The following is a 22,361-nucleotide window of genomic DNA, read 5'->3' on the forward strand; positions in this document are numbered from 1 at the left end:
CCGACCCTGCGGAGCGGCCGGCACATGACGGAGGCCCCGGCCGCAGTCGGCGGCCGGGGCCTCTCGTTGCTGTTCGCTGGGGCTACACGCCGGAACCTGCAGGCACGGAGTCGGTCGCCTCCGTCCACAGATCCTGCTCGGCGCGATCCGCCTGGATCTGGCGGTACACGAGGAGACCGCCGATGGCGGCCAGTGCGACCAGGAAAAGCTTCTTCACCGCGCTACCTCGTCCTTCTTAGACAGTGGGACCTCTTAGGCGGCCGATGATACCCAACCACCTCTTCCGACAGCCCGGTCGGCCCGCCCGCCGGACGCGCCCCTCAGACGGTCCGCGCGCGCTTCTCCCGCGCGGCGGCGGAGCGCTCCGCCAGCCGAATCCGCCGTTCGGCGCCCGGCACCCCGGCCGCCAGTTGCCGGCCGCGCTCCCGCTCGGCGTTGAACTCGGCACCGAGCACGACAGCGAGATTGGTCAGCCACAGCCACACCAGGAAGACCACGACCCCGCCGAGCGCCCCGTACGTCTCGTTGTACGACCCGAAGTTCGCCGCGTAGAACGCGAAGCCCGCCGAGGCCACCAGCCAGACCCCGAGCGCCAGCACCGCCCCCGGCAGCACCGAGGAGAGCCCGGGCAGCCGCACGTTGGGCGAGGCGTGGTACAGCCCGGCGATGATCGCCACGACGACCAGTGCCAGCACCGGCCACTTGGCCCACTCCCAGGCGGTCACCGCCGCGTGCCCGACGCCCAGCGCCCGCCCGGCCGACTCCGCCACCGGGCCGCTGACCACCAACCCGACCAGCACCACCGCCAGGAGCAGCACCGCGCCCGCGGTCACCAGCAGCTGCACCGGGCGCAGCGTGCGGAAGGGGCGGCCCTCCTGCACCTCGTAGATGACGTTCGAGGCCCGGACGAAGGCGCCGACGTACCCCGAAGCCGTCCACAGCGCGCCCAGGACCCCGACGACCAGCAGCACCGACGGGGCGCCGGTGCCGGACGCCATGGACTCGATCGGCTTCTTGAACGTCTCGGCGGCGGACGCGGGACCGACCGTGTCGACCAGGTCGTTCAGGGTCTCGACGATCTTCTCGCGGCTCATCACCAGACTGACCAGCGAGACCAGCGCGATCAGTGCGGGGAAGACCGACAGCACGGCGTAGTAGGTGAGCGCCGCGGCCACATCGGCGAGGCCGTCCTCCTTGAACTCGGCCGCGGTCCGCTTGAGCGTCTGGCCGAGCGTCCCGCTGCGCGGATGCGGCGGCCCGGTGGGCAGCCGCCCGGCGGCGGCCTCGGCGCCTGCGGAGGCCGCCTCCCGGTCGGGCTCGGGCTCGGTGCCGGTTCCCGGTTCGGGCTCGGGTCCCGGTTCGGGCTCCGGGTCGGATCCGGTCATCGCAGCGCTCCGCTCGCCAGGAGGCGCCCGGCGGCGCCGACAGCAGGACGGGGCTACCGGTACCAGAACAGGAGCGGCGCCAAACGTCCGTGGCGTGCGGTCCCGCTCACGCGCCCTCCGCGCGATCCCGGCGGGAGCAGGCGAACAGAGCAGTGGGACGCCGAGACGGAGCCGAAAAGCGGAAGGCCCGGCGCCTCTTCCGAGGGGCCGGGCCTTCCGTCGCTGTGCGGCTACCAGGACTTGAACCTGGGGCCTCTTCCTTATCAGGGAAGCGCTCTAACCGTCTGAGCTATAGCCGCGCGCTGCACAGAAAGGTTAGCGCACTTCAGCCGTGGTCCCAAATCGGTTCCCGGGCAGCCGGAGCGGGACCGCGGCGGGTCCTACTCGTCCTCCGCCAGGGTCAGCTCGACACCGCCGACGAAGCCGGCCGAGAGGTTGTAGACGAACGCCGCCAGCGTGGCCAGCGCGGTGGCCAGCACGACGTTGATCACGGCGATCAGGGAGGTGAAGAGCAGAACGCGGGGCAGCGAGAGGAACGTCTCCAGGTCGAAGCCGCTGCTGCCCTCGGCGCTGGTGGCCTCGCTGACGGTGCCGCCGATGCTGGAGAAGACGCCCATCGCGTCCATCACCATCCACAGCACCGCGATCGCCACGATGGTGCAGACCCCCAGCGCCACCGCCAGCAGGAAGCTGACCTTCATCACCGACCACGGGTCGGCCTTGGCCACCCGCAGCCGGGCCTTGCGCGTCCGCGGCACCGTGCGCGCCCCGGTGCGGGGCTTGCGCACGGTGTCGGAGCCCCCGGACCGGCCGGAGTGCTCCGGCCGGTCCGACGGGCCGGCCCGGCCCGGGTCCGGAGACGGATACGCCTGCGGCGGCCGGTGCGGCTGCTGCTCGGTCTGCGGCTGGGCCGGGGACGGGGGCTTTGCCTGCGGCTGCGCCTTCGGCTGCGGCTGAGCACCACTCACGCCCTGCTCCTAGTTGTCCTAGTCGTCATCCGGGTCGGGCGCGTCCTGCTGCTCCCCCTCGTCGGGGGTACCCGCCGCGGCCTCCACTTCCTCGGCCTCGCGACCGGCCTCGGCGTTGCGTGCGACGCCGACCACCGCGTCCTTCTTGCCCAGGTTGATCAGTTGAACGCCCATGGTGTCACGGCCGGTCTCCCTCACCTCGTTGACCCGCGTGCGGATCACCCCGCCGCCGAGCGTGATGGCGAGGATCTCGTCCGTCTCCTCGACCACCAGCGCGCCGACCAGCGATCCCCGGTCCTCCACGATCTTGGCGGCCTTGATGCCGAGCCCGCCGCGGCCCTGGACCCGGTAGTCGTCCACGTCCGTCCGCTTCGCGTACCCGCCGTCGGTCGCCGTGAAGACGAACGTACCCGCCCGCACGACATTCATCGAGAGGAGTTCGTCGTCCTCACGGAAACTCATCCCCTTGACACCGGAGGTGGCCCGGCCCATCGGGCGCAGCGCCTCGTCGGTCGCGGTGAAACGGATCGACTGCGCCTTCCTGCTCACCAGCAGCAGATCGTCCTCGGACGAGACCAGTTCGGCGCCGATCAGCTCGTCGTCGCGGCCGTCCTCCATCTCGCGGAGGTTGATCGCGATGACACCGCCCGAGCGGGGCGAGTCGTAGTCCTTGAGCGGGGTCTTCTTGACCAGCCCCGACTTGGTGGCCAGCACCAGGTAGGGAGTGGCGTCGTAGTCCCGGATGGCGAGGATCTCGGCGATCTGCTCGTCGGGCTGGAAGGCCAGCAGATTGGCCACGTGCTGGCCGCGCGCCTCGCGGCCGGCGTCCGGCAGCTCGTACGCCTTGGCCCGGTAGACGCGGCCCTTGTTGGTGAAGAACAGCACCCAGTGGTGGGTGGTCGAGACGAAGAAGTGGTCGACGATGTCGTCCTCCTTCAGCTTCGTCCCGCGCACCCCCTTCCCGCCGCGCTTCTGCGCCCGGTAGTCGTCGGTCTTGGTGCGCTTGACGTAGCCGCCACGGGTGATCGTGACGACGATGTCCTCCTCGGCGATCAGGTCCTCGATGGACATGTCGCCCTCGAAGGGGATCAGCTTGGTGCGCCGGTCGTCGCCGTACTTGTCGACGATCTGGCCCATCTCCTGGCCGATGATCTGCCGCTGCCGCTCGGGCGAGGCGAGGATCGCGTTGTACTCGTCGATCTTGAGCTGGAGTTCGTCGTGCTCGGCGGTGATCTTCTGCCGCTCCAGCGCGGCCAGCCGGCGGAGCTGCATCTCCAGGATCGCGTTGGCCTGGATCTCGTCGATGTCCAGCAGGCCCATCAGGCCCCCGCGGGCCTCCTCGACGGTCTGGCTGCGCCGGATCAGCGCGATGACCTCGTCGATCGCGTCCAGCGCCTTGAGCAGACCGCGCAGGATGTGGGCGCGCTCCTCGGCCTTGCGCAGCCGGAAGCGGGTGCGGCGCACGACGACGTCGATCTGGTGCGCGACCCAGTGCCGGATGAAGGCGTCCAGCGACAGGGTGCGCGGCACGCCCTCGACCAGCGCCAGCATGTTCGCGCCGAAGTTGGTCTGCAGATCGGTGTGCTTGTAGAGGTTGTTGAGGACGACCTTGGCGACGGCGTCCCGCTTCAGGACGATGACCAGACGCTGCCCCGTCCGCGACGAGGTCTCGTCGCGGACGTCGGCGATCCCGCCGATCCGGCCGTCCTTGACCAGGTCGGCGATCTTCAGCGCCAGGTTGTCCGGGTTGACCTGGTAGGGCAGCTCCGTGACGACCAGGCACTGGCGGCCCTGGATCTCCTCGACCTCCACCACGGCCCGCATGGTGATCGAGCCGCGCCCGGTGCGGTACGCCTCCTCGATCCCCTTGCGGCCCACCACCAGGGCGCCGCTGGGGAAGTCCGGGCCCTTGATCCGCTCGATGAGGGCTTCCAGCAGCTCCTCGTTGGACGCCTCGGGGTGGTCGAGGAACCACTGGGCACCTGCGGCCACCTCCCGCAGATTGTGCGGCGGAATGTTGGTCGCCATCCCGACGGCGATCCCGGCGGAGCCGTTGATCAGCAGGTTGGGGAAGCGCGCCGGCAGGACCGTCGGCTCCTGGTTGCGGCCGTCGTAGTTGTCCTGGAAGTCGACGGTCTCCTCGTCGATGTCCCGGAGCATCTCCATGGCCAGCGGCGCCATCTTGCACTCGGTGTACCGCATGGCGGCGGCCGGGTCGTTGCCCGGCGAGCCGAAGTTGCCGTTGGAGTCGACCAGCGGCATCCGCATCGACCAGGGCTGCGCCAGCCGCACCAGCGCGTCGTAGATCGAGGTGTCACCGTGCGGGTGATAGGTGCCCATGACGTCGCCGACGACGCGGGCGCACTTGTAGTAGCCCTTCTCGGGGCGGTACCCGCCGTCGTACATCGCGTACAGCACGCGCCGGTGCACCGGCTTGAGGCCGTCGCGGATGTCGGGCAGCGCGCGGCTCACGATCACGCTCATCGCGTAGTCGAGGTAGGAGCGCTGCATCTCCGTCTCGAGGCTGACGGGCTCGACGCGGGCACCCGCCTCGGTGTCCACCAGCGCGCTGTCGGGCGCGGGGGCGTTCTCTGGCGTCGGCTCGGGTGTGGTGGGGGTCTCGTCGGCCATGGTGAAAGATCAAGTCCTTGTCTGTGTGCGGCGCTTCGGGTCCCGGCGCGGCGGCCAGGGGCCGACGTCAGATGTCGAGGAAGCGGACGTCCTTGGCGTTGCGCTGGATGAACGAGCGGCGGGCTTCGACGTCCTCCCCCATGAGGATGGAGAACAGGTCGTCGGCCGCGGCCGCGTCGTCCAGCGTCACCTGGCGCAGGACGCGGTGCTCGATGTCCATGGTGGTGACACGCAGCTCGTCCGCGTTCATCTCGCCCAGGCCCTTGAAGCGCTGCACCGAGTCGTCCTTGATGCGCTTGCCCTGCTCGCGGCCGAGCTGGATGAGGCTGTCGCGCTCCGGGTCGGAGTACGCGTACTGGTACTCGTCCCGGCTCCACTTGATCTTGTAGAGCGGCGGCTGGGACAGGAAGACGTGCCCGGCCTCCACCAGCGGCCGCATGAAGCGGAAGAGCAGGGTCAGCAGCAGCGTGTTGATGTGCTGGCCGTCGACGTCGGCGTCCGCCATCAGAATGATCTTGTGGTAGCGGAGCTTCTCGATGTCGAAGTCCTCGTGCACACCCGTGCCGAACGCCGAGATCAGCGCCTGCACCTCGGCGTTCTGCAGGACCTTGTCGATCCGCGCCTTCTCCACGTTCAGGATCTTGCCGCGGATCGGCAGGATGGCCTGGTACTCCGGATCGCGGCCCGACTTGGCCGAACCGCCCGCCGAGTCGCCCTCCACGATGAAGATCTCGCACTTCACCGGGTCGCTGGACTGGCAGTCCGAGAGCTTGCCCGGCAGCGACGCCGTCTCCAGCAGCCCCTTGCGCCGGGTCAGGTCCCGCGCCTTGCGCGCGGCGACCCGCGCCGTGGCGGCCTGGATGCCCTTGCGGATGATGTCCGCGGCCTCGTTCGGGTTCCGGTCCAGCCAGTCGGTCAGATACTCGTGGACGATCTTCTGGACGAAGGTCTTGGCCTCGGTGTTGCCCAGCTTCGTCTTCGTCTGGCCCTCGAACTGCGGCTCGCCCAGCTTGACCGAGATGATCGCGGTCAGGCCCTCGCGGATGTCCTCGCCGGTGAGGTTGTCGTCCTTCTCGCGCAGCAGCCTGCGCTCCCGCGCATACCGGTTGATCAGCCCGGTCAGCGCGGCCCGGAAGCCCTCCTCGTGGGTGCCGCCCTCGTGGGTGTGGATGGTGTTCGCGAAGGAGTACACCCCCTCGCTGTACTGGCTGTTCCACTGCATCGCGACCTCGACCGAGAGCATCCGCTCCGCGTCCTCGGCCTCGAAGTCGATCACCGTCTCGTGGACCAGTTCGCCCTTGCGCGAGTTGAGGTAGCGGACGAAGTCCGCAATACCGCCCTCGTAGTGGTACCGGACCGTGTTGGGCCGGCCCTCCTCGTCGACGTGGCCCTCGCGCTCGTCCGTCAGCGAGATGGTCAGCCCCTTGTTGAGGAACGCCATCTCCTGGAACCGCCGCGAGAGCGTCTCGAAGGAGTAGTCCGTCGTCTCGAAGATGTCCCCGTCGGCCCAGAAGGTGACCACAGTGCCGGTCTCGTCCGTGGCCTCGTTCTGCGACAGCGGGGCCGTCGGCGCGCCCAGCTTGTAGTCCTGCGTCCAGCGGTAGCCGTCGGTCCTGACCTCGACGGCGACCTTGCTGGACAGCGCGTTCACCACGGAGACGCCCACGCCGTGCAGACCGCCGGAGACCGCGTAGCCGCCGCCGCCGAACTTGCCGCCCGCGTGCAGCACCGTCAGCACGACCTCGACGGCCGGCTTCCCCTCGGAGGGGATGATGCCCACCGGGATACCGCGGCCGTTGTCGGTCACCCGCACCCCGCCGTCGGCGAGCAGCGTCACATCGATGGTGTCCGCGTGCCCGGCGAGCGCCTCGTCGACCGAGTTGTCGACCACCTCGTACACCAGGTGATGAAGACCACGCTCACCGGTCGACCCGATGTACATACCGGGGCGCTTGCGGACCGCGTCCAGCCCCTCCAGGACGGTGATCGCGCTCGCGTCGTACGACGGCCCCCCGGCGCCGGCCGACGCCGCAGCAGCGCCGCCGCCCGCGGGGTCCGGACCGGCGCCCTCGCCGTGGTTCGGGGGTTCCTCCGCGGACTGCGGCGGGGTCGTGTTGTCGTTCTCGTTGAGATCGCCGGAATCGGCCACGAAGCGCCCTTTCTGGCACAGCACAGGCCGTCTCCTAGGCAAGGCGGAGCGGCTGCGTCGTTCGACATGTTCCGCAACGGTGCGGTAGTCCCCCAGTGTACCGGTGGCCGCAACGTGAATGGGGGTTTGCCGGTGCCTGAGTCCACATGTGGCGCCCTGAACTGGCGTCCATCGACTCCCCATATCTGGACCGGGGGGCCAGGAGCCTCACAGTGGCACTGAGCGCTTCGATCCGTATCCGGCTGTTCCACTCCGTACACACACCGCGACCGAGCAGCTCACGGCCTCACCCGTACGTGTCGCCCGGACCCCTGCTGCCGGGCGCCCGCAGCGGCCCGTACCCCTTGCGCGGAGCCTCCGGACCCCGCACTTTGATCATCCGCACGGTGCCCTGCCCGAGGTCCTCGTTCAGCCGCGCCACCAGCCGCGGCGCCAGCAGCCGCAGCTGCGTCGCCCAGGCCGTCGAGTCGCAGCGCACCAGCAGTGTGCGCTCCTCCTCGTCGTACCGCTGCGGCTCGCAGTGCTGCGCCACCTCCTGCCCCACCAGTTGCGGCCAGCGCCCCATCACCCCGCCGACCGCCGCCGGCGTCTCCCAGCCGCGCTCCGCGATCAGCCTGCTGACGGCGGCACCCAGCGGCAGCGGATCCCGCCCGTCGCGCCGCGCGCCCGAGCGCAGCCCGCCACCCCGGCGGGCCTGCCGGCGCTGCTGCGCCTCGGCACCCCGCGCCCGCGCCTGCTCCTTGGCCGCACGGAGCGCGACCCGCGCCAGATCCACCCCGCTCGGCGCGGGCGGCGTACCGCCGCCCGGCCCGCCCCGTTCGCCCGTACCGCCCTGCTCGGGGGGCCGGCCCGCCGCCTCCGGCTGCTCGCTCACAGCGGCGCCACCTCACCGTCGGCCACCGCGAACCGGGCGCCCGACAGCACGCCCGGCACATCCTCCGGCACGGCCGCGGTCACCAGCACCTGCTCGGCCGGAGCCACCAGCTCCGCCAGCCGGGCCCGGCGCCTGCTGTCCAGCTCGGCGAAGACGTCGTCCAGCACCAGCACCGGCTCATGCCCCTCGCTCTTGAGCAGCTCGTAGGCGGCCAGCCGCAGCGCCAGCGCATACGACCAGGACTCCCCGTGACTGGCGTACCCCTTCGCCGGCAACTCGCCCAGCCGCAGCAGCACATCGTCGCGGTGCGGGCCCACCAGCGTCACCCCGCGCTCGATCTCCTGCTTGCGCGCCTCGCCCAGCGCCGCCACCAGACCCGCGTACAGCTCCTCCCGGGACGCACCCGTCACCGGCCCCCGGTACGCCAGCGCCACCGGGCCGCCGCCCGGCGCCAGCCGCTCGTACGCCTTGTCGGCCAGCGGCCCCAACACCGCCAGCAGATCCAGCCGCTGCGCCAGCAACTCCGCGCCGACCCGCGCCAGATGCTGGTCCCACACGTCCAGCGTGGACAGGTCCACCCCGCGTCCGCCGTGCCGCCGGGCCATCGCTGCCGACTTCAGCAGGCTGTTGCGCTGCTTGAGCACCCGCTCGTAGTCCGACCGCACCCCCGCCATCCGCGGCGCGCGGGCCGTCACCAGCTCGTCCACGAAGCGGCGGCGCTCGCCCGGGTCGCCCTTGACCAGCGTCAGGTCCTCCGGCGCGAACAGCACCGTGCGCAGGATGCCCAGCACATCCCGGGGCCGCACCTGCGACGAGCGGTTGATCCGCGCCCGGTTGGCCCGGCCCGGATTCAGCTCCAGCTCGATCCGCTGCTCGCGTTCGTCCTGCCGCACCACGGCACGGACCACGGCGCGCTCGGCGCCCTGCCGCACCAGCGGCGCGTCCGCCGAGACCCGGTGGCTGCCCAGCGTGGCGAGATAGCCGACGGCCTCCACCAGATTCGTCTTGCCCTGGCCGTTCGGCCCGAGGAACGCCGTCACACCCGGTGCCAGCGGCACCTCGGCCCGGGTGTACGAGCGGAAGTCGGCGAGCGAGAGATGCGTGACGTGCATCGGCCGGCGTCAGCCTCCCGCGGGCGGCGTGACGTCGGCACCCGGTGCGTCCGCGCCCTTCTCACCGGCCTTGTCCGCGGCCGTGACCGCGTGCCCGCCGAACTGGTTGCGCAGCGCGGCGATCATCTTCATCTGCGGGGAGTCCTCCTGCCGGGAGGAGAACCGCGCGAACAACGACGCGGTGATCGCCGGCAGCGGCACCGCCTTGTCGATCGCGGCCTCCACCGTCCAGCGGCCCTCGCCGGAGTCGGCCGCGTAACCGCGCAGCGCGTCCAGGTGCTCGTCGCTGTCCAGCGCCTTGACGGCCAGATCCAGCAGCCAGGAGCGGATGACGGTGCCCTCCTGCCAGGAGCGGAAGACCTCGCGCACATCGGTGACCGAGTCCGCGGCCTCCAGCAGCTCCCAGCCCTCCGCGAAGGACTGCATCATCGCGTATTCGATGCCGTTGTGGACCATCTTCGCGAAGTGGCCCGCACCGACCTTCCCCGCATGCACCGAACCGAACCGGCCCGCGGGCTTGAGCGCGTCGAAGACCGGCTGCACCTTCGCCACGTCCTCGTCGGAGCCGCCGTACATCAGCGCGTAGCCGTTCTCCAGGCCCCACACGCCGCCGGAGACGCCGCAGTCCACGAACCCGATCCGCCGGGCCCGGAGCTCCTCGGCGTGCTTCTCGTCGTCGGTCCAGCGCGAGTTGCCGCCGTCCACCACCAGGTCACCGGGCGAGAGCAGCTCGGCGAGCTGGTCCACGGTCGACTGGGTCGCCGCGCCCGCCGGCACCATCACCCACACCACGCGGGGTGCGCTGAGCGAGCCCACCAGCTCCTCGATGCTGTCCACATCGGAGATGTCCGGATTCCGGTCGTACCCGATGACCGTGTGGCCCCCGCGGCGGATGCGCTCGCGCATGTTCCCGCCCATCTTCCCGAGACCGACCAGACCGAGCTCCATCACTGCCCCTTAGCTGAGTTTCCGCAGTTTCGTACGCATTCGACCCTACGCCTTGCCGCACCCCTGTTCGGCGCGGCGGTACGGCGACCCGGGGCACGCCGCCCGCCCGCTGGGTGCGCCCCGCCGGAGGCCGGGCCCGGGCCGCCCACTGCCTGGTCGCGTCCGCCGGACGGGCCGGCGATCAGTCGCCCGCGCCCCTCGCGCGGCTCCCCGCCCGCCGGGCCCGGCCGTCGGTGCGGTGCGCGCCGACGGCCGCGGGGCGCGGCCTCGGGCGGTGTCCGCTCAGCCGGAGAGGCGGACCGGCATGATCAGGTACTTGTACGCCTCGTCCGCCTCGGCGTCCTTGGCCGGCCGGCCGCTCAGCAGGGCGGGCTTGGTCGAGGTCGTGAACGACAGCTGGGCCACCGGCGAGTCGATGGCGCTCAGCCCCTCCAGCAGGAAGCCCGGGTTGAAGGCGATCGAGATGTCGTCGCCGTCCAGGTCCGCGTCGACCCTCTCCACAGCCTGTGCGTCGTCGCTGGAACCGGCCTCCAGAGTGAGCACGCCCTGCTCGAAGCTCAGCCGCACCGGGGTGTTCCGCTCGGCGACGAGCGCCACGCGCTTGACGGCCTCCACGAACGGTGCCGTCTCGATCACCGCGACGGAGTTGAACTCCGTCGGGAAGAGCGTGCGGTACTTGGGCAGGTCGCCCTCCAGCAGCCGGGTCGTCGTCCGCCGCCCGGCGCCCTCGAAACCGATCAGCCCCTCACCGGAGCCGGAGCCGGAGAGCGCCAGCGTGACGCTGTCGCCCCCGTTCAGCGACTTCGCCGTGTCCAGCAGCGTCTTGGCGGGCACCAGGGCCACCGCCGAGGCGTCCGGCGTCTCGGGCTTCCACAGGAACTCGCGCACCGCGAAGCGGTACCGGTCGGTGGAGGCCAGGGTGACGGTGTCGCCCTCGATCTCGATGCGCACACCGGTGAGCACCGGCAGGGTGTCGTCCCGCCCGGCCGCGATGGCGACCTGCTGGGCCGCCGCCGCGAAGACCTCGCCGGGGACGGTGCCGGTCGCGGACGGCATCTCGGGCAGTGCCGGGTACTCCTCCACAGGGAGTGTGTGCAGGGTGAACCGCGACGAGCCGCAGACCACGGTCGCCCGTACCCCGTCTGTGGAGATCTCCACGGGGCGGTTGGGCAGGGCGCGGCAGATGTCGGCCAGCAGCCGGCCGGAGACCAGCACCGTGCCGTCCTCCTCGACCTCCGCCTCGACCGAGACCCGCGCCGAGACCTCGTAGTCGAAGCCGGAGAGGCTCAGGGTGCCGTCGTCCGCCTTCAACAGCAGGCCCGCGAGCACGGGCACCGGCGGGCGGGCGGGGAGGCTCTTGGCCGTCCAGGCCACCGCCTCCGCGAGCACATCGCGTTCAACCCGGATCTTCACGTTCAGCCGCCTCCTGCTGCTGCCTCTGCTCGTGCTTTGCCGGGCACCAGTCTGACGTACCCGACTGACAGCGGGCGCGGGTGCGGGTCAAGTCGGTGCGGTGCGGTCCGGAGCGCGCGGCGCCGACTTGTGCACAGCCCCCACTTCGAAGCGATTCCCGGGCTCTCTCTGTGTGGTCGTAGTAGTAGGGCTTGTGGAAACGGTGGAAAAGTACGTTTCCGCAGCTCAGCCGGGAAATTTTGTCCACCGCGCCTGTGGGCGGACCGGTGGAGGAAGCGGGGTTCGCTGTGGATGGCGAAAAGTTCTGCACACCCCGCCCACAGGGAGGGGCGGTTTCCCCACAGCTCCGCCCACAGCTTTCCCCGGCTTTCCCACAGCCCAAACCTCGCCCTGGATGTGACGGCTTTCACTCGGACCGGTGAGCGGGCGCGTTGAGTTGCCGAACAGTGGACAGCTCTGTGGAGAAGAGGCCGATCACTGGGGATAAGACCCCGCATCCTGTGGGCGGCCGGTGGACAACCCGCGGGTCTCGTCCCCGGGTCGTAGCCCCCTCCACACCATGTGGACAGCGCGCGCCCACAAGTCCACAGCCGAGTGACCTCGGCAAACCGGCTCCATGACGGGGTGGTTGTGGACGGCCTTGGGACAACGAAGAGAGTCCCCAGGGTGTGGAAGCGGCAAACCGCTCCCTGCTGTGGATTCCAGCCCCTCGCACGCCACGATTCGAACAGCGAGCAGCCTTCGGAGAGTTGTCCCCAGCTGCGGGCCGGCCGCGGGCCGGCTGCGGAGCGGAGTGCGGAGGGGGGCACGGGACGTCCGTGGGAGGCCTCGCGCCGTGTGTGGGAGACCCCGGGACATCGTCGCTGGAGGGGCGCGCGCCGTGCCTCGTCCTGCCTCGGGGCGCGGGAGCAGGCGCCGGCCGGGGCCGAGGGCCGAGGGCTGGGGGCTGGGGGCTGGGGGCTCTCGTGGCCTGCCGCCGGCTCCCGAGGCGCGGGCATGTCTCGGAGGCCGGGTGCCGGAGCGGTGCGGGTGCCGGGAACGCCGCCGTCGGCGCCGCGAAGAGGGGGCAGCGGCCGCCCGCTACCGCCTCCCCGCGGCGTCGGCAACCGGCAGCCGGCAGTCCGCCGTCAGCCGTTCTTGATGCGGTTGGTCAGCTCCGTGACCTGGTTGTAGATGGAGCGCCGTTCGGCCATCAGCGCGCGGATCTTGCGATCCGCATGCATCACCGTGGTGTGGTCGCGGCCGCCGAACTGCCCGCCGATCTTCGGCAGCGACAGGTCGGTCAGCTCCCGGCACAGATACATCGCGATCTGCCGCGCCGTGACCAGCACCCGGCTGCGCGAAGAGCCGCACAGGTCGTCCACCGTCAGCCCGAAGTAGTCCGCCGTCGCGGCCATGATGGCGGGTGCGGTGATCTCCGGGGTCGCGTCCTCGCCGCCGGGGATCAGGTCCTTCAGCACGATCTCGGTCAACCCGAGGTCGACCGGCTGCCGGTTGAGGCTGGCGAAGGCCGTCACCCGGATCAGGGCGCCCTCCAGCTCCCGGATGTTGCGCGAGATGCGCGACGCGATGAACTCCAGCACCTCGGGTGGCGCGTTCAGCTGCTCCTGTACCGCCTTCTTGCGGAGGATCGCGATCCGCGTCTCCAGCTCGGGGGGCTGGACGTCGGTGATCAGGCCCCACTCGAAGCGGTTGCGCAACCGGTCCTCGAGCGTCTCCAGCGCCTTGGGCGGCCGGTCGCTGGAGAGCACGATCTGCTTGTTGGCGTTGTGCAGGGTGTTGAAGGTGTGGAAGAACTCCTCCTGCGTCGACTCCTTGTCCGCCAGGAACTGGACGTCGTCGACGAGCAGGATGTCCATGTCGCGGTAGCGCTTGCGGAAGGCGTCCGCCTTGCCGTCCCGGATGGAATTGATGAACTCGTTGGTGAACTCCTCCGAGCTGACATAGCGCACCCGCGTGCCGGGGTAGAGGCTGCGCGCGTAGTGGCCGATCGCGTGCAGCAGGTGCGTCTTGCCGAGCCCGGACTCGCCGTAGATGAACAGCGGGTTGTACGCCTTGGCCGGTGCCTCCGCCACGGCGACGGCCGCCGCGTGTGCGAACCGGTTCGAGGCGCCGATCACGAAGGTGTCGAAGAGGTACTTCGGGTTCAGCCGCGCCGTCGGCTCGCCGGGGCCGGTGGCGGGCGCGGGCTGCGCGGCCAGTGGCCCCGGTGCTCCGCTGGGCGCCGGCAGCTGTGCGGGACTGTCGTAGTGCGGCGCGGGGGGGCGGCCCTGGGGCGGCACCTGGGGACGGGGGCGCTGCTGGTGCTGCGGCTCGTACCCCTCGAACGACTGCTGGTCGTAGCCCTGGTTCCGTTGCCCGGCCGGGCCGCCCTGGTAGCCGGGACCGCCGTCGTAGCCCTGACCGCCGCGCTCATAGCCCTGGCCGCCGCCGCGTTCGTAGCCCTGGGAGGAGTCGTAGCCGGTGCCCTGCTGCTCGTACGGCTGCTGGTCGTAGGACTGCTGCCGCTCGTAGCCCTGCTGCGGGTCGTAGGAGCGGTGCCGCTGGGGCGGGTACGGCTCGCGCGGCTGCTGCCAGGACGCGGGCGGGGCGGTGGGCGATCCGGGGCCGCTGGAGGGGAGGGCGCTGCGGGCGTAGTCCGAGGGGTACGCGGAGCGGGCACCGGGGACATCCCGGCCGTCGTACTGGTCGTACTGCTCGTAGCGCTCGTCGGGGTAGCGCTCCTGGCCGTACCGCTCCTGCTGCGCAGGGGCCTGCCCCTGCCCCTGCCCCTGCCCCTGCGGCTGCACCGGGCCCTGGCCCTGCTGCTGCGGTACCTGCTGGGTTGCCTGCGACTGCTGTGCCTGCGGGGGCGGGTTCTGCTGTTCCGGGGGCGGCGTGGGCGCGGGGATGGCGGGAGCGGGCGGGGCGGCCTCGGGCGCCGGGCCTGTCACCGTGATCGCCAGCCGGATGGGCTGCTGGCATTCGCGGCCGAGAGCCTCGGTGATCAGCGGGGCGAGCCGGCCCTCCAGCACCCCTTTCGCATACTCGTTCGGTACGCCGAGCAGAGCCGTACCGGAGACCAGGACGAGCGGCTGGCAGTCCTGCAGCCAGCGCTGGTCCTTCGCCTCGACACCCTGCCCCTCGCGCAGGAGCTGCTCCAGCACCCGTGGCCACACTGCGGCAAGATCGGCAGGTAGGTCAGCCACGGGGCACGCTCTCTCACTCGCTGGGTGACGGGTCACTCGGTGGGTGACGGTCGTCCGGTGACCGACCCGGTCCCACGAATGCATGTTTCTCGGGACGGTCGGGAAGGAAAGGAAGTTCGGCCACGGTAGTCACGCGGACCTGCCCCGTTCAAGTCGTTGTCCACAGGCTGTGCACGAGTGCAGTAGTCGAGTCGCCACCGATGCGTCACCGGGCGGCCGTCGGGCGGGTGGCCGGGCCCGGTTTGACCGGGTGGTGCGGACACGCGTACCGTAACCAGGTCGAGTGTCGACGGCTGCTGCCGCCTGCCTCCGATGGGCAAGATCAAACGGGATTCCCGGTCGATCATGAAGCGGTGCACACTCGGGCGTTGCGAGCTACTCGTGGGCGCACGGTGACAGCCAGTCGACTCCCCGCACCCAGTCCTGCGGCGAGCGTGGGACACCAAGCATCTCTGGAGCCCCCGAGTGAGCAAGCGCACCTTCCAGCCGAACAACCGTCGCCGCGCGAAGACCCACGGCTTCCGGCTGCGCATGCGGACCCGCGCCGGCCGCGCGATCGTCGCGAACCGCCGCAGCAAGGGTCGCGCCCGCCTGTCGGCCTGAGCAGCCCGACCACAGGTCCATGACGTGCTGCCTACCGAGAACCGGCTGAGGCGGCGCGAGGACTTCGCGGCCGCGGTACGCCGAGGACGCAGGGCCGGTCGCCCGCTTCTCGTCGTCCATCTACGCAGTCGAACGGACCCGCATGCGCCGGGGGGAGAGGTTCCCCCGCCGCGTGCGGGTTTCGTCGTGAGCAAGGCCGTCGGCAACGCGGTGATCCGTAACCGTGTGAAGCGACGGCTGCGGCATCTGCTGCGAGACCGGCTGTCCCTGCTGCCCCCCGGTAGCCTGGTTGTCGTACGGGCGCAACCCGGTGCGGCGGACGCGGACCACGTGGAACTGGCCCGCGATCTGGATGCCGCGCTGCGGAAGCTGCTCAACGGGCCCCCTCACCGCTCTGCCGCCTCGGGGGACAGCCCCCGGGATCCCGGACGCGAACCGGGAGGGAGAGCTCAGTGAAGTACCCGCTGCTGTGGTTGATCAAGCTGTACCAGTGGACCATCAGTCCGATGCTCGGTCCGGTGTGCCGGTACTACCCGTCGTGCTCCCACTACGGGTACACGGCCATCGCCCGTCATGGCGCCGTGAAGGGAACGGGCCTGACGGCTTGGCGCATCCTGCGCTGCAATCCGTGGTCGCCCGGTGGCGTCGACCATGTCCCCGCCCGGAAGCACCCGGTATGGCACCAGCGGATCCGCTCCCGCTGGCAGCAGCACCGGACCCAGTCCAACGCCCAAGGAGCCTGATTCGTGGACACGATCCTGAGTCCTCTCTACAAAGCCGTCTCCTGGATCATCGTCCAGTTCCATTCGCTGTTCAGCCTGGTCTTCGACCCGGACGGCGGCTGGGCCTGGGGTCTGTCCATCTTCTTCCTGGTGGTGCTGATCCGGATCTGCCTGATCCCGCTCTTCGTCAAGCAGATCAAGTCGACGCGGAACATGCAGGCGCTCCAGCCGAAGATGAAGGCGATCCAGGAGCGCTACAAGAGCGACAAGCAGCGCCAGAGCGAAGAGATGATGAAGCTCTACAAGGAGACGGGCACCAACCCGCTCTCCAGCTGCCTGCCGATCCTCGCGCAGTCGCCGTTCTTCATCGCCCTCTTCCGGGTGCTCCAGCACATCGCCGACAACAAGCCGGTGGGTGTCCTCAGCATCGATCAGGTCGACAGCGCCCGGAACGCCCAGATCTTCCGCGCCCCGATCGCCGCGAAGTTCATGGACAGTGCCGACAAGGTGGGCCAGCTCGGCGCCAGCCTCGCCGACGTCCGCGTGGTCACGGTCATCATGATCGTTCTGATGTCGGCATCGCAGTTCTACACGCAGCGCCAGCTGATGACCAAGAACGTCGACCTGACGGTGAAGACGCCGTTCATGCAGCAGCAGAAGATGCTGATGTACGTCTTCCCCATCATGTTCGCCGTCTTCGGTATCAACTTCCCCGTCGGTGTCCTCATCTACTGGCTGACCACCAACGTGTGGACGATGGGCCAGCAGATGTTCGTGATCAAGCGCAACCCGACCCCCGGCTCCCGCGCCTTCAACGAGCGCCAGGAGAAGCTGCGCGCCCAGGGCAAGCTCAAGGAGGACCCCAAGGAGGTCGAGGCGCGCGAGGCCGCCGAGGCCGCCCGGGTCCGGCGGCAGCAGCCGAAGCGGCAGAGCAAGTCGCAGCGTCAGGGCGGCGGCGCGGTCGCCACGAGCACGGACAAGGACGAGTCCACCTCGGCCGCCACGTCCATGCAGAAGACCGGACCGAAGACGAACGAGAAGCAGTCCGGCCAGTCCGGCCAGCAGAAGTCCGGCCAGAAGCAGGGCGGCGGGTCGAAGGCGGCAGGCCAGCAGCAGAAGTCGGGCCAGAAGAAGTCCGGCCAGCGCAAGGGCCCGCAGCGCCCCAAGCACCCCTCCAAGAAGTGAGCATCGAAGGAGTCCCCGCCGTGACGGATACGACTGCGCCAGAAGGCACCGAGGCCGACAGCGACACCCTGACCCGGCTGGAACAGGAGGGTGAGATCGCGGCCGACTACCTCGAGGGGCTGCTCGACATCGCCGACCTGGACGGCGACATCGACATGGACGTCGAGGCCGACCGCGCCGCGGTGTCGGTGATCAGCGAGGGATCGGGCCGCGACCTGCAGAAGCTGGTGGGCCGGGACGGTGAGGTCCTGGAGGCCCTCCAGGAGCTGACCCGGCTCGCCGTGCACCGCGAGACCGGCGACCGCAGCCGGCTGATGCTGGACATCGCCGGATTCCGGGCCCAGAAGCGCGAGGAGCTCGCGGAGCTGGGCGCGAAGGCGGCGCAGGAGGCCCAGAGCAGCGGTGAGGCCGTGAAGCTCCGCCCGATGACGCCGTTCGAGCGCAAGGTCGTGCACGACGCGGTGAAGGCGGCCGGACTGCGCAGCGAGTCCGAGGGCGAGGAGCCGCAGCGCTGCGTGGTCGTACTCCCGTGACACAGCAGTCGGGGGAGTCCCCGGAGGAGCAGCCGGGCCTGCCACCCGCTCCCGAGGCGGCGCGCAGGGCGTTCGGCGACAGCCTCCGCACGGTGGAGCGGTACGCGGAACTGCTGGCGGATGCCGGAGTGCGGCGCGGGCTGCTCGGCCCGCGCGAGGTGCCGCGGCTGTGGGAGCGGCACCTGCTGAACTGTGTGGTGCTCTCCGAGGTGGTGCCCGAGGGTGTCACGGTGTGCGATGTCGGCTCGGGTGCCGGGCTGCCCGGCATTCCGCTGGCGTTGGTGCGGCCGGATCTGGAGATCACGCTGCTGGAGCCGCTGCTGCGCCGCACGACGTTCCTCCAGGAAGTCGTCGAGCTGCTCGGGCTCGATCATGTGACGGTGCTGCGCGGGCGGGCCGAGGAGATGCTGGGTACGCTGACGCCGGTGCACGTGGTGACGGCCCGCGCGGTGGCGCCGCTGGACCGGCTGGCCGGTTGGGGCGTTCCGCTGCTGCGGCCGTACGGCGAGATGGTGGCGCTCAAGGGCGACACCGCCGAGGACGAGGTGCGGACAGCCCGGGACGCGTTGCACAAGCTGGGGGTCGTGGAGACGACCGTGGAGCACATCGGCCAGGAGCTGATCGATCCGCCCTCGACGGTGGTACGCGCCAGAGTCGGGGAGAGCCCCGGCGGGGTGCGCTTCGCCGCACGGCGGGTCAAGGCCGAGAAGGCGGCCCGGGCGAACGGCCGCTCTGCCCGGGGCGGCCGACGGCGACGCTGATCCGGACGAGGCAGGCCGACCCCGCCGATCTGTTGGTCGGGCCGGCTGGTCGTCCGGTCGGGCGCTGAAACGCTGATTCGGTTACTCCATAAAAACGCTTAAGACCCCGCGGAACGGAGTGTCGCGGCGGACACGGTGCGGTGCCTGTGCATCGTGTTTCACGTGAAACGCCGCTCTCTGTTGCACGGAATCATCAACCGAGGCCGCGCCGCCGCCGGCGGACGCAGCCAGACCGCCCCTGAGCCCCGCTCGGAAGTGGATTCATCCACAACTGAGTGGGGCTCGCTGGTTCACCGGACCGAAAGCATGGGAGGCTCTGCTCATAGCGAGCCTGATGTTGAGGAGAGTGAACCGTTGCGGTCCGACGCCAACATCGCGGGACCGATGGCCGACCCGGTCCCCGGTCCCCGTTCAGAGCCAGGGGATACCAGCGCGGTCGCACCCCGCGGTGATGCGGCACGTGAGACGCCACCGCCCATGGACGACACCCCGATCGGCCGCGCGGCACAGCAGGCGGTCGAGGCGATGAACCGTGCCGGGGAGGGCCTGCCCCGGCCCGCCCAGACGCGGATCATGGTCGTCGCCAACCAGAAGGGCGGCGTCGGCAAGACCACCACGACCGTGAACCTCGCGGCCTCGCTGGCCTTGCACGGGGGCCGCGTCCTCGTGGTCGACCTCGACCCGCAGGGCAACGCCTCGACGGCGCTGGGGGTCGACCACCACGCCGAGGTGCCGTCGATCTACGACGTTCTGGTGGAGAGCAAACCGCTCTCGGAAGTCGTCCAGCCGGTGCCGGACGTGGAGGGACTCTTCTGCGCGCCAGCGACCATCGATCTCGCCGGTGCGGAGATCGAACTCGTGTCGCTGGTGGCGCGGGAGAGTCGCCTTCAGCGTGCCATCGAGGCGTACGAGCAGCCGTTGGACTACATCCTCATCGACTGCCCGCCCTCCCTCGGGTTGCTGACGGTGAACGCGCTCGTGGCCGGTGCCGAGGTGCTGATCCCCATTCAGTGCGAGTACTACGCGCTGGAGGGCCTCGGCCAACTGCTGCGGAACGTCGAGCTGGTGAAGGGCCATCTGAACCCGAAACTGCACGTGTCGACCATCATCCTCACCATGTACGACGGCCGTACCCGGCTGGCGTCCCAGGTGGCGGAGGAGGTGCGCGGTCACTTCGGCAAGGAGGTCCTGCGGACCAACATTCCGCGGTCGGTGCGCATTTCGGAGGCCCCCAGCTACGGGCAGACGGTTCTGACATACGATCCGGGTTCCAGTGGGTCGCTCTCCTACCTGGAGGCGGCGCGGGAAATCGCGCTGCGGGATCCGCATGTTGAGCAGGCACAGCAGGCTCAGCAGCTTCAAGCACAGCAACTACAGGCGCAGCAGCACGGCAGCATGGCGGAGGGGACTCAGTGAGCGAGCGACGTAGGGGTCTGGGGCGGGGGCTCGGCGCACTGATCCCGGCGGCTCCGACCGGGCCGGACGCTGCTGACGCAGAGGGTGAGCAGCGTCCGAACATGAGTGGAGGGTCCACCTCCCCCACCGCCGTTCCCGTGCTGGCCCCGGAGCAGGGGGTGCGGGGTGTGGCGGCGGCCAAGGTCGCGGAACTCTCGCAGCGGGACCAGGAGGAAGAGGCGGCGGACGACGCCGTTTCACGTGAAACTGCCTCCGCCGTTCCCGCGCAGGGCGCCTCCGAGGACGCGGGAGGCGCGTTCTTCGCGGAGGTGCCCCTCGACGCCATCACTCCGAACCCGCGCCAGCCTCGTGAGGTCTTCGACGAGGACGCACTGTCCGAACTCGTCACCTCCATCAAGGAAGTCGGTCTTCTCCAGCCGGTCGTCGTCCGGGAGCTCACACCCGGCAGCTTCGAGCTCATCATGGGTGAGCGCCGCTGGCGGGCCTGCCGCGAAGCGGGGCTGGAGCGGATCCCGGCCATCGTCCGCGCCACCGAGGACGAGAAGCTCCTCCTCGACGCACTGCTGGAGAACCTGCACCGAGCACAGCTCAATCCGCTGGAAGAGGCAGCCGCCTACGACCAGCTGCTGCGGGACTTCAACTGCACCCACGACGAACTGGCCGACCGGATCGGCCGTTCCCGGCCGCAGGTGTCCAACACTCTGCGGCTGCTGCGGCTCTCTCCGGGGGTGCAGCGACGGGTGGCAGCCGGGGTGCTGTCCGCCGGGCATGCACGGGCGCTGCTGTCCGTGGAGGACGGAGAGGAGCAGGACAAGCTCGCTCACCGGATCGTGGCCGAGGGGCTCTCGGTGCGGGCGGTGGAGGAGATCGTCACGCTGATGGGCGGCAAGCCCAAGAGCGCCAAGCCCAAGGGGCCCCGGGCCGGCGCCCGGGTCTCCCCTGCGCTGGACCATCTGGCGGGGCGGCTCTCGGACCGCTTCGAGACCCGGGTGAAGGTCGACCTGGGCCAGAAGAAGGGAAAGATCGTCGTCGAGTTCGCCTCCATGGACGACCTGGAGCGGATTCTGGGCCAGCTCGCTCCCGGTGAAGGTCGGGTGCTGGAGCAGAAGCTCGCCGAGGACGACAGCGACGAGGAAGCGGTCTCTTCGTAGGCAATCGCCTACCTCGCAGTGGAAAGGCCCGGGCGCTGTCGCCCGGGCCTTTCCACTGCTGTCGTGCCGCCCTCGTGTCGTCGTCGCGGTGCCATCGCGGTGCCGCCCCTCCCCGGCGCCGTAGGAGCATCGCCGTAGCGCCGTTGTGGTGCTGGCTCAGCGGTGCGTTGGGGACGGGGCGGAATCCGGCGGTCGTGCGGCTGCCCTCCGGATACGATGTGTGCCATGGGACGACAGCTCGTTCCCCTCACGCTGGACAACCTCCCGGATCTGCCCAACCGCTGCCGAGGCTGCGTCTTCTGGGAGTTGGATCCGGTCAGCGGAGAGGAGGCACAGAGGTCGGGGCGGCCCGATCTGGAGAAGGAAGCCTGGATCTCCTCGGTCCTGCTGGAATGGGGCTCCTGCGGTCGGGTCGTCTATGTGGACGAGGTCGCGGTGGGGTATGTGCTCTACGCGCCGCCCGCGTATGTACCGCGCTCCTTCGCCTTCCCCACCAGTCCCGTCGCCCCGGACGCGGTGCAGTTGATGACCGCCTATCTGCTCCCGGAGTTCCGGGGACAGGGCATCGGCCGGGTGATCGTGCAGACGGTGGCGAAGGATCTGCTGCGGCGGGGGTTCAAGGCGATAGAGGCGTTCGGCGATGCCCAGTGGACGGAACCGGCCTGTATGTTCCCGGCGGAGCATCTGCTCTCGGTCGGCTTCAAGACCGTCCGCCCGCACCCCCACTACCCCCGACTGCGGCTGGAGCTGCGCTCCACGGTTTCCTGGCGGCACGACATGGAGCGGGCGCTGGACCAACTGCTGGGGAAGGTGCACAGCAAGGAGCCGGCCCTGCGGCCGCTCTGAGGTCCTGCGGCCGCTCTGAGGTCCTGCGGCCACTCTGAGACGTCGAGACGACTGAGGGCGCCGTTTCACGTGAAACGGCGCCCTCAGTGAGGTAGGGATCCTCAGCCGATGAAATCGGCGAGGTCCTTCTCGATGGCGCCCTTCGGCTTGGCGCCGACGATGGTCTTCACGACCTCGCCGCCCTGGTAGACGTTCATGGTCGGGATCGACATGATGCCGTACTTGGCGGCGACGCCCGGGTTCTCATCGATGTTGAGCTTGACGACCGTCAGCTTGTCGGCGTTCTCGGCGGCGATGGCCTCCAGCGAAGGGGCGATCTGACGGCACGGTCCGCACCACGCCGCCCAGAAGTCGACCAGTACAGGCTTGTCGCTCTTCAGGACGACGTCCTCGAAGTCGGCGTCGGTCGCGGTCACGGTGGCACCGGCCATGGTGCTTCTCCTCATTCTCTGTTGACTGCGGGGGTGGGGAGCTGG

General features: G+C 70.2%; 19 protein-coding genes, 1 tRNA gene and 1 pseudogene. 9 read left to right on the top strand and 12 right to left on the bottom strand.

Annotation, left to right across the window (positions count from 1 at the left end; all coding sequences use genetic code 11):
* Positions 1-82 precede the first annotated feature (82 nt).
* From ACFYMO_RS12090 to dnaA, 11 genes are all read right to left on the bottom strand, one after another.
* Complete coding sequence (locus ACFYMO_RS12090) at positions 83-217, bottom strand: DLW-39 family protein (RefSeq protein ID WP_019356762.1); 135 nt, start codon at positions 215-217, stop codon at positions 83-85.
* Positions 218-320: 103 nt separating this feature from the next.
* Positions 321-1,385: a YihY/virulence factor BrkB family protein gene (locus ACFYMO_RS12095; protein WP_366772612.1), complete on the bottom strand. Its 1,065-nt coding sequence runs from the start codon at positions 1,383-1,385 to the stop codon at positions 321-323.
* Between the two features lie 225 nt (positions 1,386-1,610).
* Positions 1,611-1,684: transfer RNA gene (locus tag ACFYMO_RS12100), tRNA-Ile, on the bottom strand.
* Positions 1,685-1,765: 81 nt separating this feature from the next.
* Positions 1,766-2,353: a DUF3566 domain-containing protein gene (locus tag ACFYMO_RS12105; RefSeq protein WP_276476304.1), complete on the bottom strand. Its 588-nt coding sequence runs from the start codon at positions 2,351-2,353 to the stop codon at positions 1,766-1,768.
* 18 nt (positions 2,354-2,371) lie between these two features.
* Positions 2,372-4,984 carry a DNA gyrase subunit A gene (gene gyrA, locus ACFYMO_RS12110; protein ID WP_366772613.1) on the bottom strand — a complete coding sequence of 871 codons (2,613 nt, stop codon included), beginning with the start codon at positions 4,982-4,984 and terminating at the stop codon, positions 2,372-2,374.
* A 67-nt stretch (positions 4,985-5,051) separates the two neighbouring features.
* Positions 5,052-7,157: a DNA topoisomerase (ATP-hydrolyzing) subunit B gene (gyrB, locus tag ACFYMO_RS12115; protein ID WP_366772614.1), complete on the bottom strand. Its 2,106-nt coding sequence runs from the start codon at positions 7,155-7,157 to the stop codon at positions 5,052-5,054.
* 262 nt (positions 7,158-7,419) lie between these two features.
* Positions 7,420-8,007, bottom strand: a complete 588-nt coding sequence (locus ACFYMO_RS12120; protein WP_366772615.1) for a DciA family protein — start codon at positions 8,005-8,007, stop codon at positions 7,420-7,422.
* Positions 8,004-9,119, bottom strand: coding sequence for a DNA replication/repair protein RecF (recF, locus tag ACFYMO_RS12125; protein WP_360289838.1), 1,116 nt, complete (start codon positions 9,117-9,119; stop codon positions 8,004-8,006). The genes ACFYMO_RS12120 and recF overlap by 4 nt, the downstream gene beginning before the upstream one ends.
* A gap of 9 nt (positions 9,120-9,128) precedes the next feature.
* The gene (gene gnd / locus ACFYMO_RS12130; protein ID WP_366772616.1) at positions 9,129-10,067 is read right to left on the bottom strand and encodes a phosphogluconate dehydrogenase (NAD(+)-dependent, decarboxylating); all 939 of its coding nucleotides are present in this window, start codon (positions 10,065-10,067) and stop codon (positions 9,129-9,131) included.
* A 282-nt stretch (positions 10,068-10,349) separates the two neighbouring features.
* Entirely contained in the window at positions 10,350-11,480 is a 1,131-nt protein-coding gene (dnaN, locus tag ACFYMO_RS12135) for a DNA polymerase III subunit beta (protein WP_019356754.1), read from the bottom strand.
* 1,127 nt (positions 11,481-12,607) lie between these two features.
* Positions 12,608-14,668: a chromosomal replication initiator protein DnaA gene (gene dnaA, locus ACFYMO_RS12140; RefSeq protein WP_388545917.1), complete on the bottom strand. Its 2,061-nt coding sequence runs from the start codon at positions 14,666-14,668 to the stop codon at positions 12,608-12,610.
* Between the two features lie 465 nt (positions 14,669-15,133).
* Between dnaA and rpmH the strand changes: the two genes are divergently transcribed.
* The 9 genes and pseudogenes from rpmH to ACFYMO_RS12185 all read left to right on the top strand — a co-directional run bounded on the left by rpmH (position 15,134) and on the right by ACFYMO_RS12185 (position 21,885).
* Positions 15,134-15,271, top strand: coding sequence for a 50S ribosomal protein L34 (rpmH, locus tag ACFYMO_RS12145; RefSeq protein ID WP_016906158.1), 138 nt, complete (start codon positions 15,134-15,136; stop codon positions 15,269-15,271).
* 24 nt (positions 15,272-15,295) lie between these two features.
* Positions 15,296-15,652, top strand: a pseudogene (rnpA, locus tag ACFYMO_RS12150) (ribonuclease P protein component); the annotation flags it as partial.
* A 71-nt stretch (positions 15,653-15,723) separates the two neighbouring features.
* A complete protein-coding gene (gene yidD, locus ACFYMO_RS12155; protein ID WP_019356751.1) occupies positions 15,724-16,014 on the top strand; it encodes a membrane protein insertion efficiency factor YidD in 291 nt (96 codons plus the stop codon).
* 3 nt (positions 16,015-16,017) lie between these two features.
* The gene (yidC, locus tag ACFYMO_RS12160; RefSeq protein WP_388545921.1) at positions 16,018-17,178 is read left to right on the top strand and encodes a membrane protein insertase YidC; all 1,161 of its coding nucleotides are present in this window, start codon (positions 16,018-16,020) and stop codon (positions 17,176-17,178) included.
* 20 nt (positions 17,179-17,198) lie between these two features.
* The gene (locus tag ACFYMO_RS12165) at positions 17,199-17,711 is read left to right on the top strand and encodes a protein jag (RefSeq protein ID WP_388545923.1); all 513 of its coding nucleotides are present in this window, start codon (positions 17,199-17,201) and stop codon (positions 17,709-17,711) included.
* Positions 17,708-18,472 carry a 16S rRNA (guanine(527)-N(7))-methyltransferase RsmG gene (gene rsmG / locus ACFYMO_RS12170; protein ID WP_019356748.1) on the top strand — a complete coding sequence of 255 codons (765 nt, stop codon included), beginning with the start codon at positions 17,708-17,710 and terminating at the stop codon, positions 18,470-18,472. Before ACFYMO_RS12165 ends, rsmG begins: the two co-directional genes overlap by 4 nt.
* Before the next feature lie 306 nt (positions 18,473-18,778).
* Positions 18,779-19,888 carry a ParA family protein gene (locus ACFYMO_RS12175; RefSeq protein WP_078534239.1) on the top strand — a complete coding sequence of 370 codons (1,110 nt, stop codon included), beginning with the start codon at positions 18,779-18,781 and terminating at the stop codon, positions 19,886-19,888.
* A complete protein-coding gene (locus ACFYMO_RS12180; RefSeq protein ID WP_366772622.1) occupies positions 19,885-21,039 on the top strand; it encodes a ParB/RepB/Spo0J family partition protein in 1,155 nt (384 codons plus the stop codon). Before ACFYMO_RS12175 ends, ACFYMO_RS12180 begins: the two co-directional genes overlap by 4 nt.
* Positions 21,040-21,264: 225 nt before the next feature.
* Positions 21,265-21,885 carry a GNAT family N-acetyltransferase gene (locus tag ACFYMO_RS12185; RefSeq protein ID WP_366772623.1) on the top strand — a complete coding sequence of 207 codons (621 nt, stop codon included), beginning with the start codon at positions 21,265-21,267 and terminating at the stop codon, positions 21,883-21,885.
* Between the two features lie 101 nt (positions 21,886-21,986).
* On the opposite strand, the gene trxA is transcribed toward ACFYMO_RS12185, so the two are convergent.
* Positions 21,987-22,316, bottom strand: a complete 330-nt coding sequence (gene trxA / locus ACFYMO_RS12190; protein ID WP_366772624.1) for a thioredoxin — start codon at positions 22,314-22,316, stop codon at positions 21,987-21,989.
* Positions 22,317-22,361 lie beyond the last annotated feature (45 nt).

Origin of the sequence: Streptomyces sp. NPDC007025, assembly GCF_042869455.1 — a bacterium.
Taxonomy (GTDB): Bacteria; Actinomycetota; Actinomycetes; order Streptomycetales; family Streptomycetaceae; genus Streptomyces.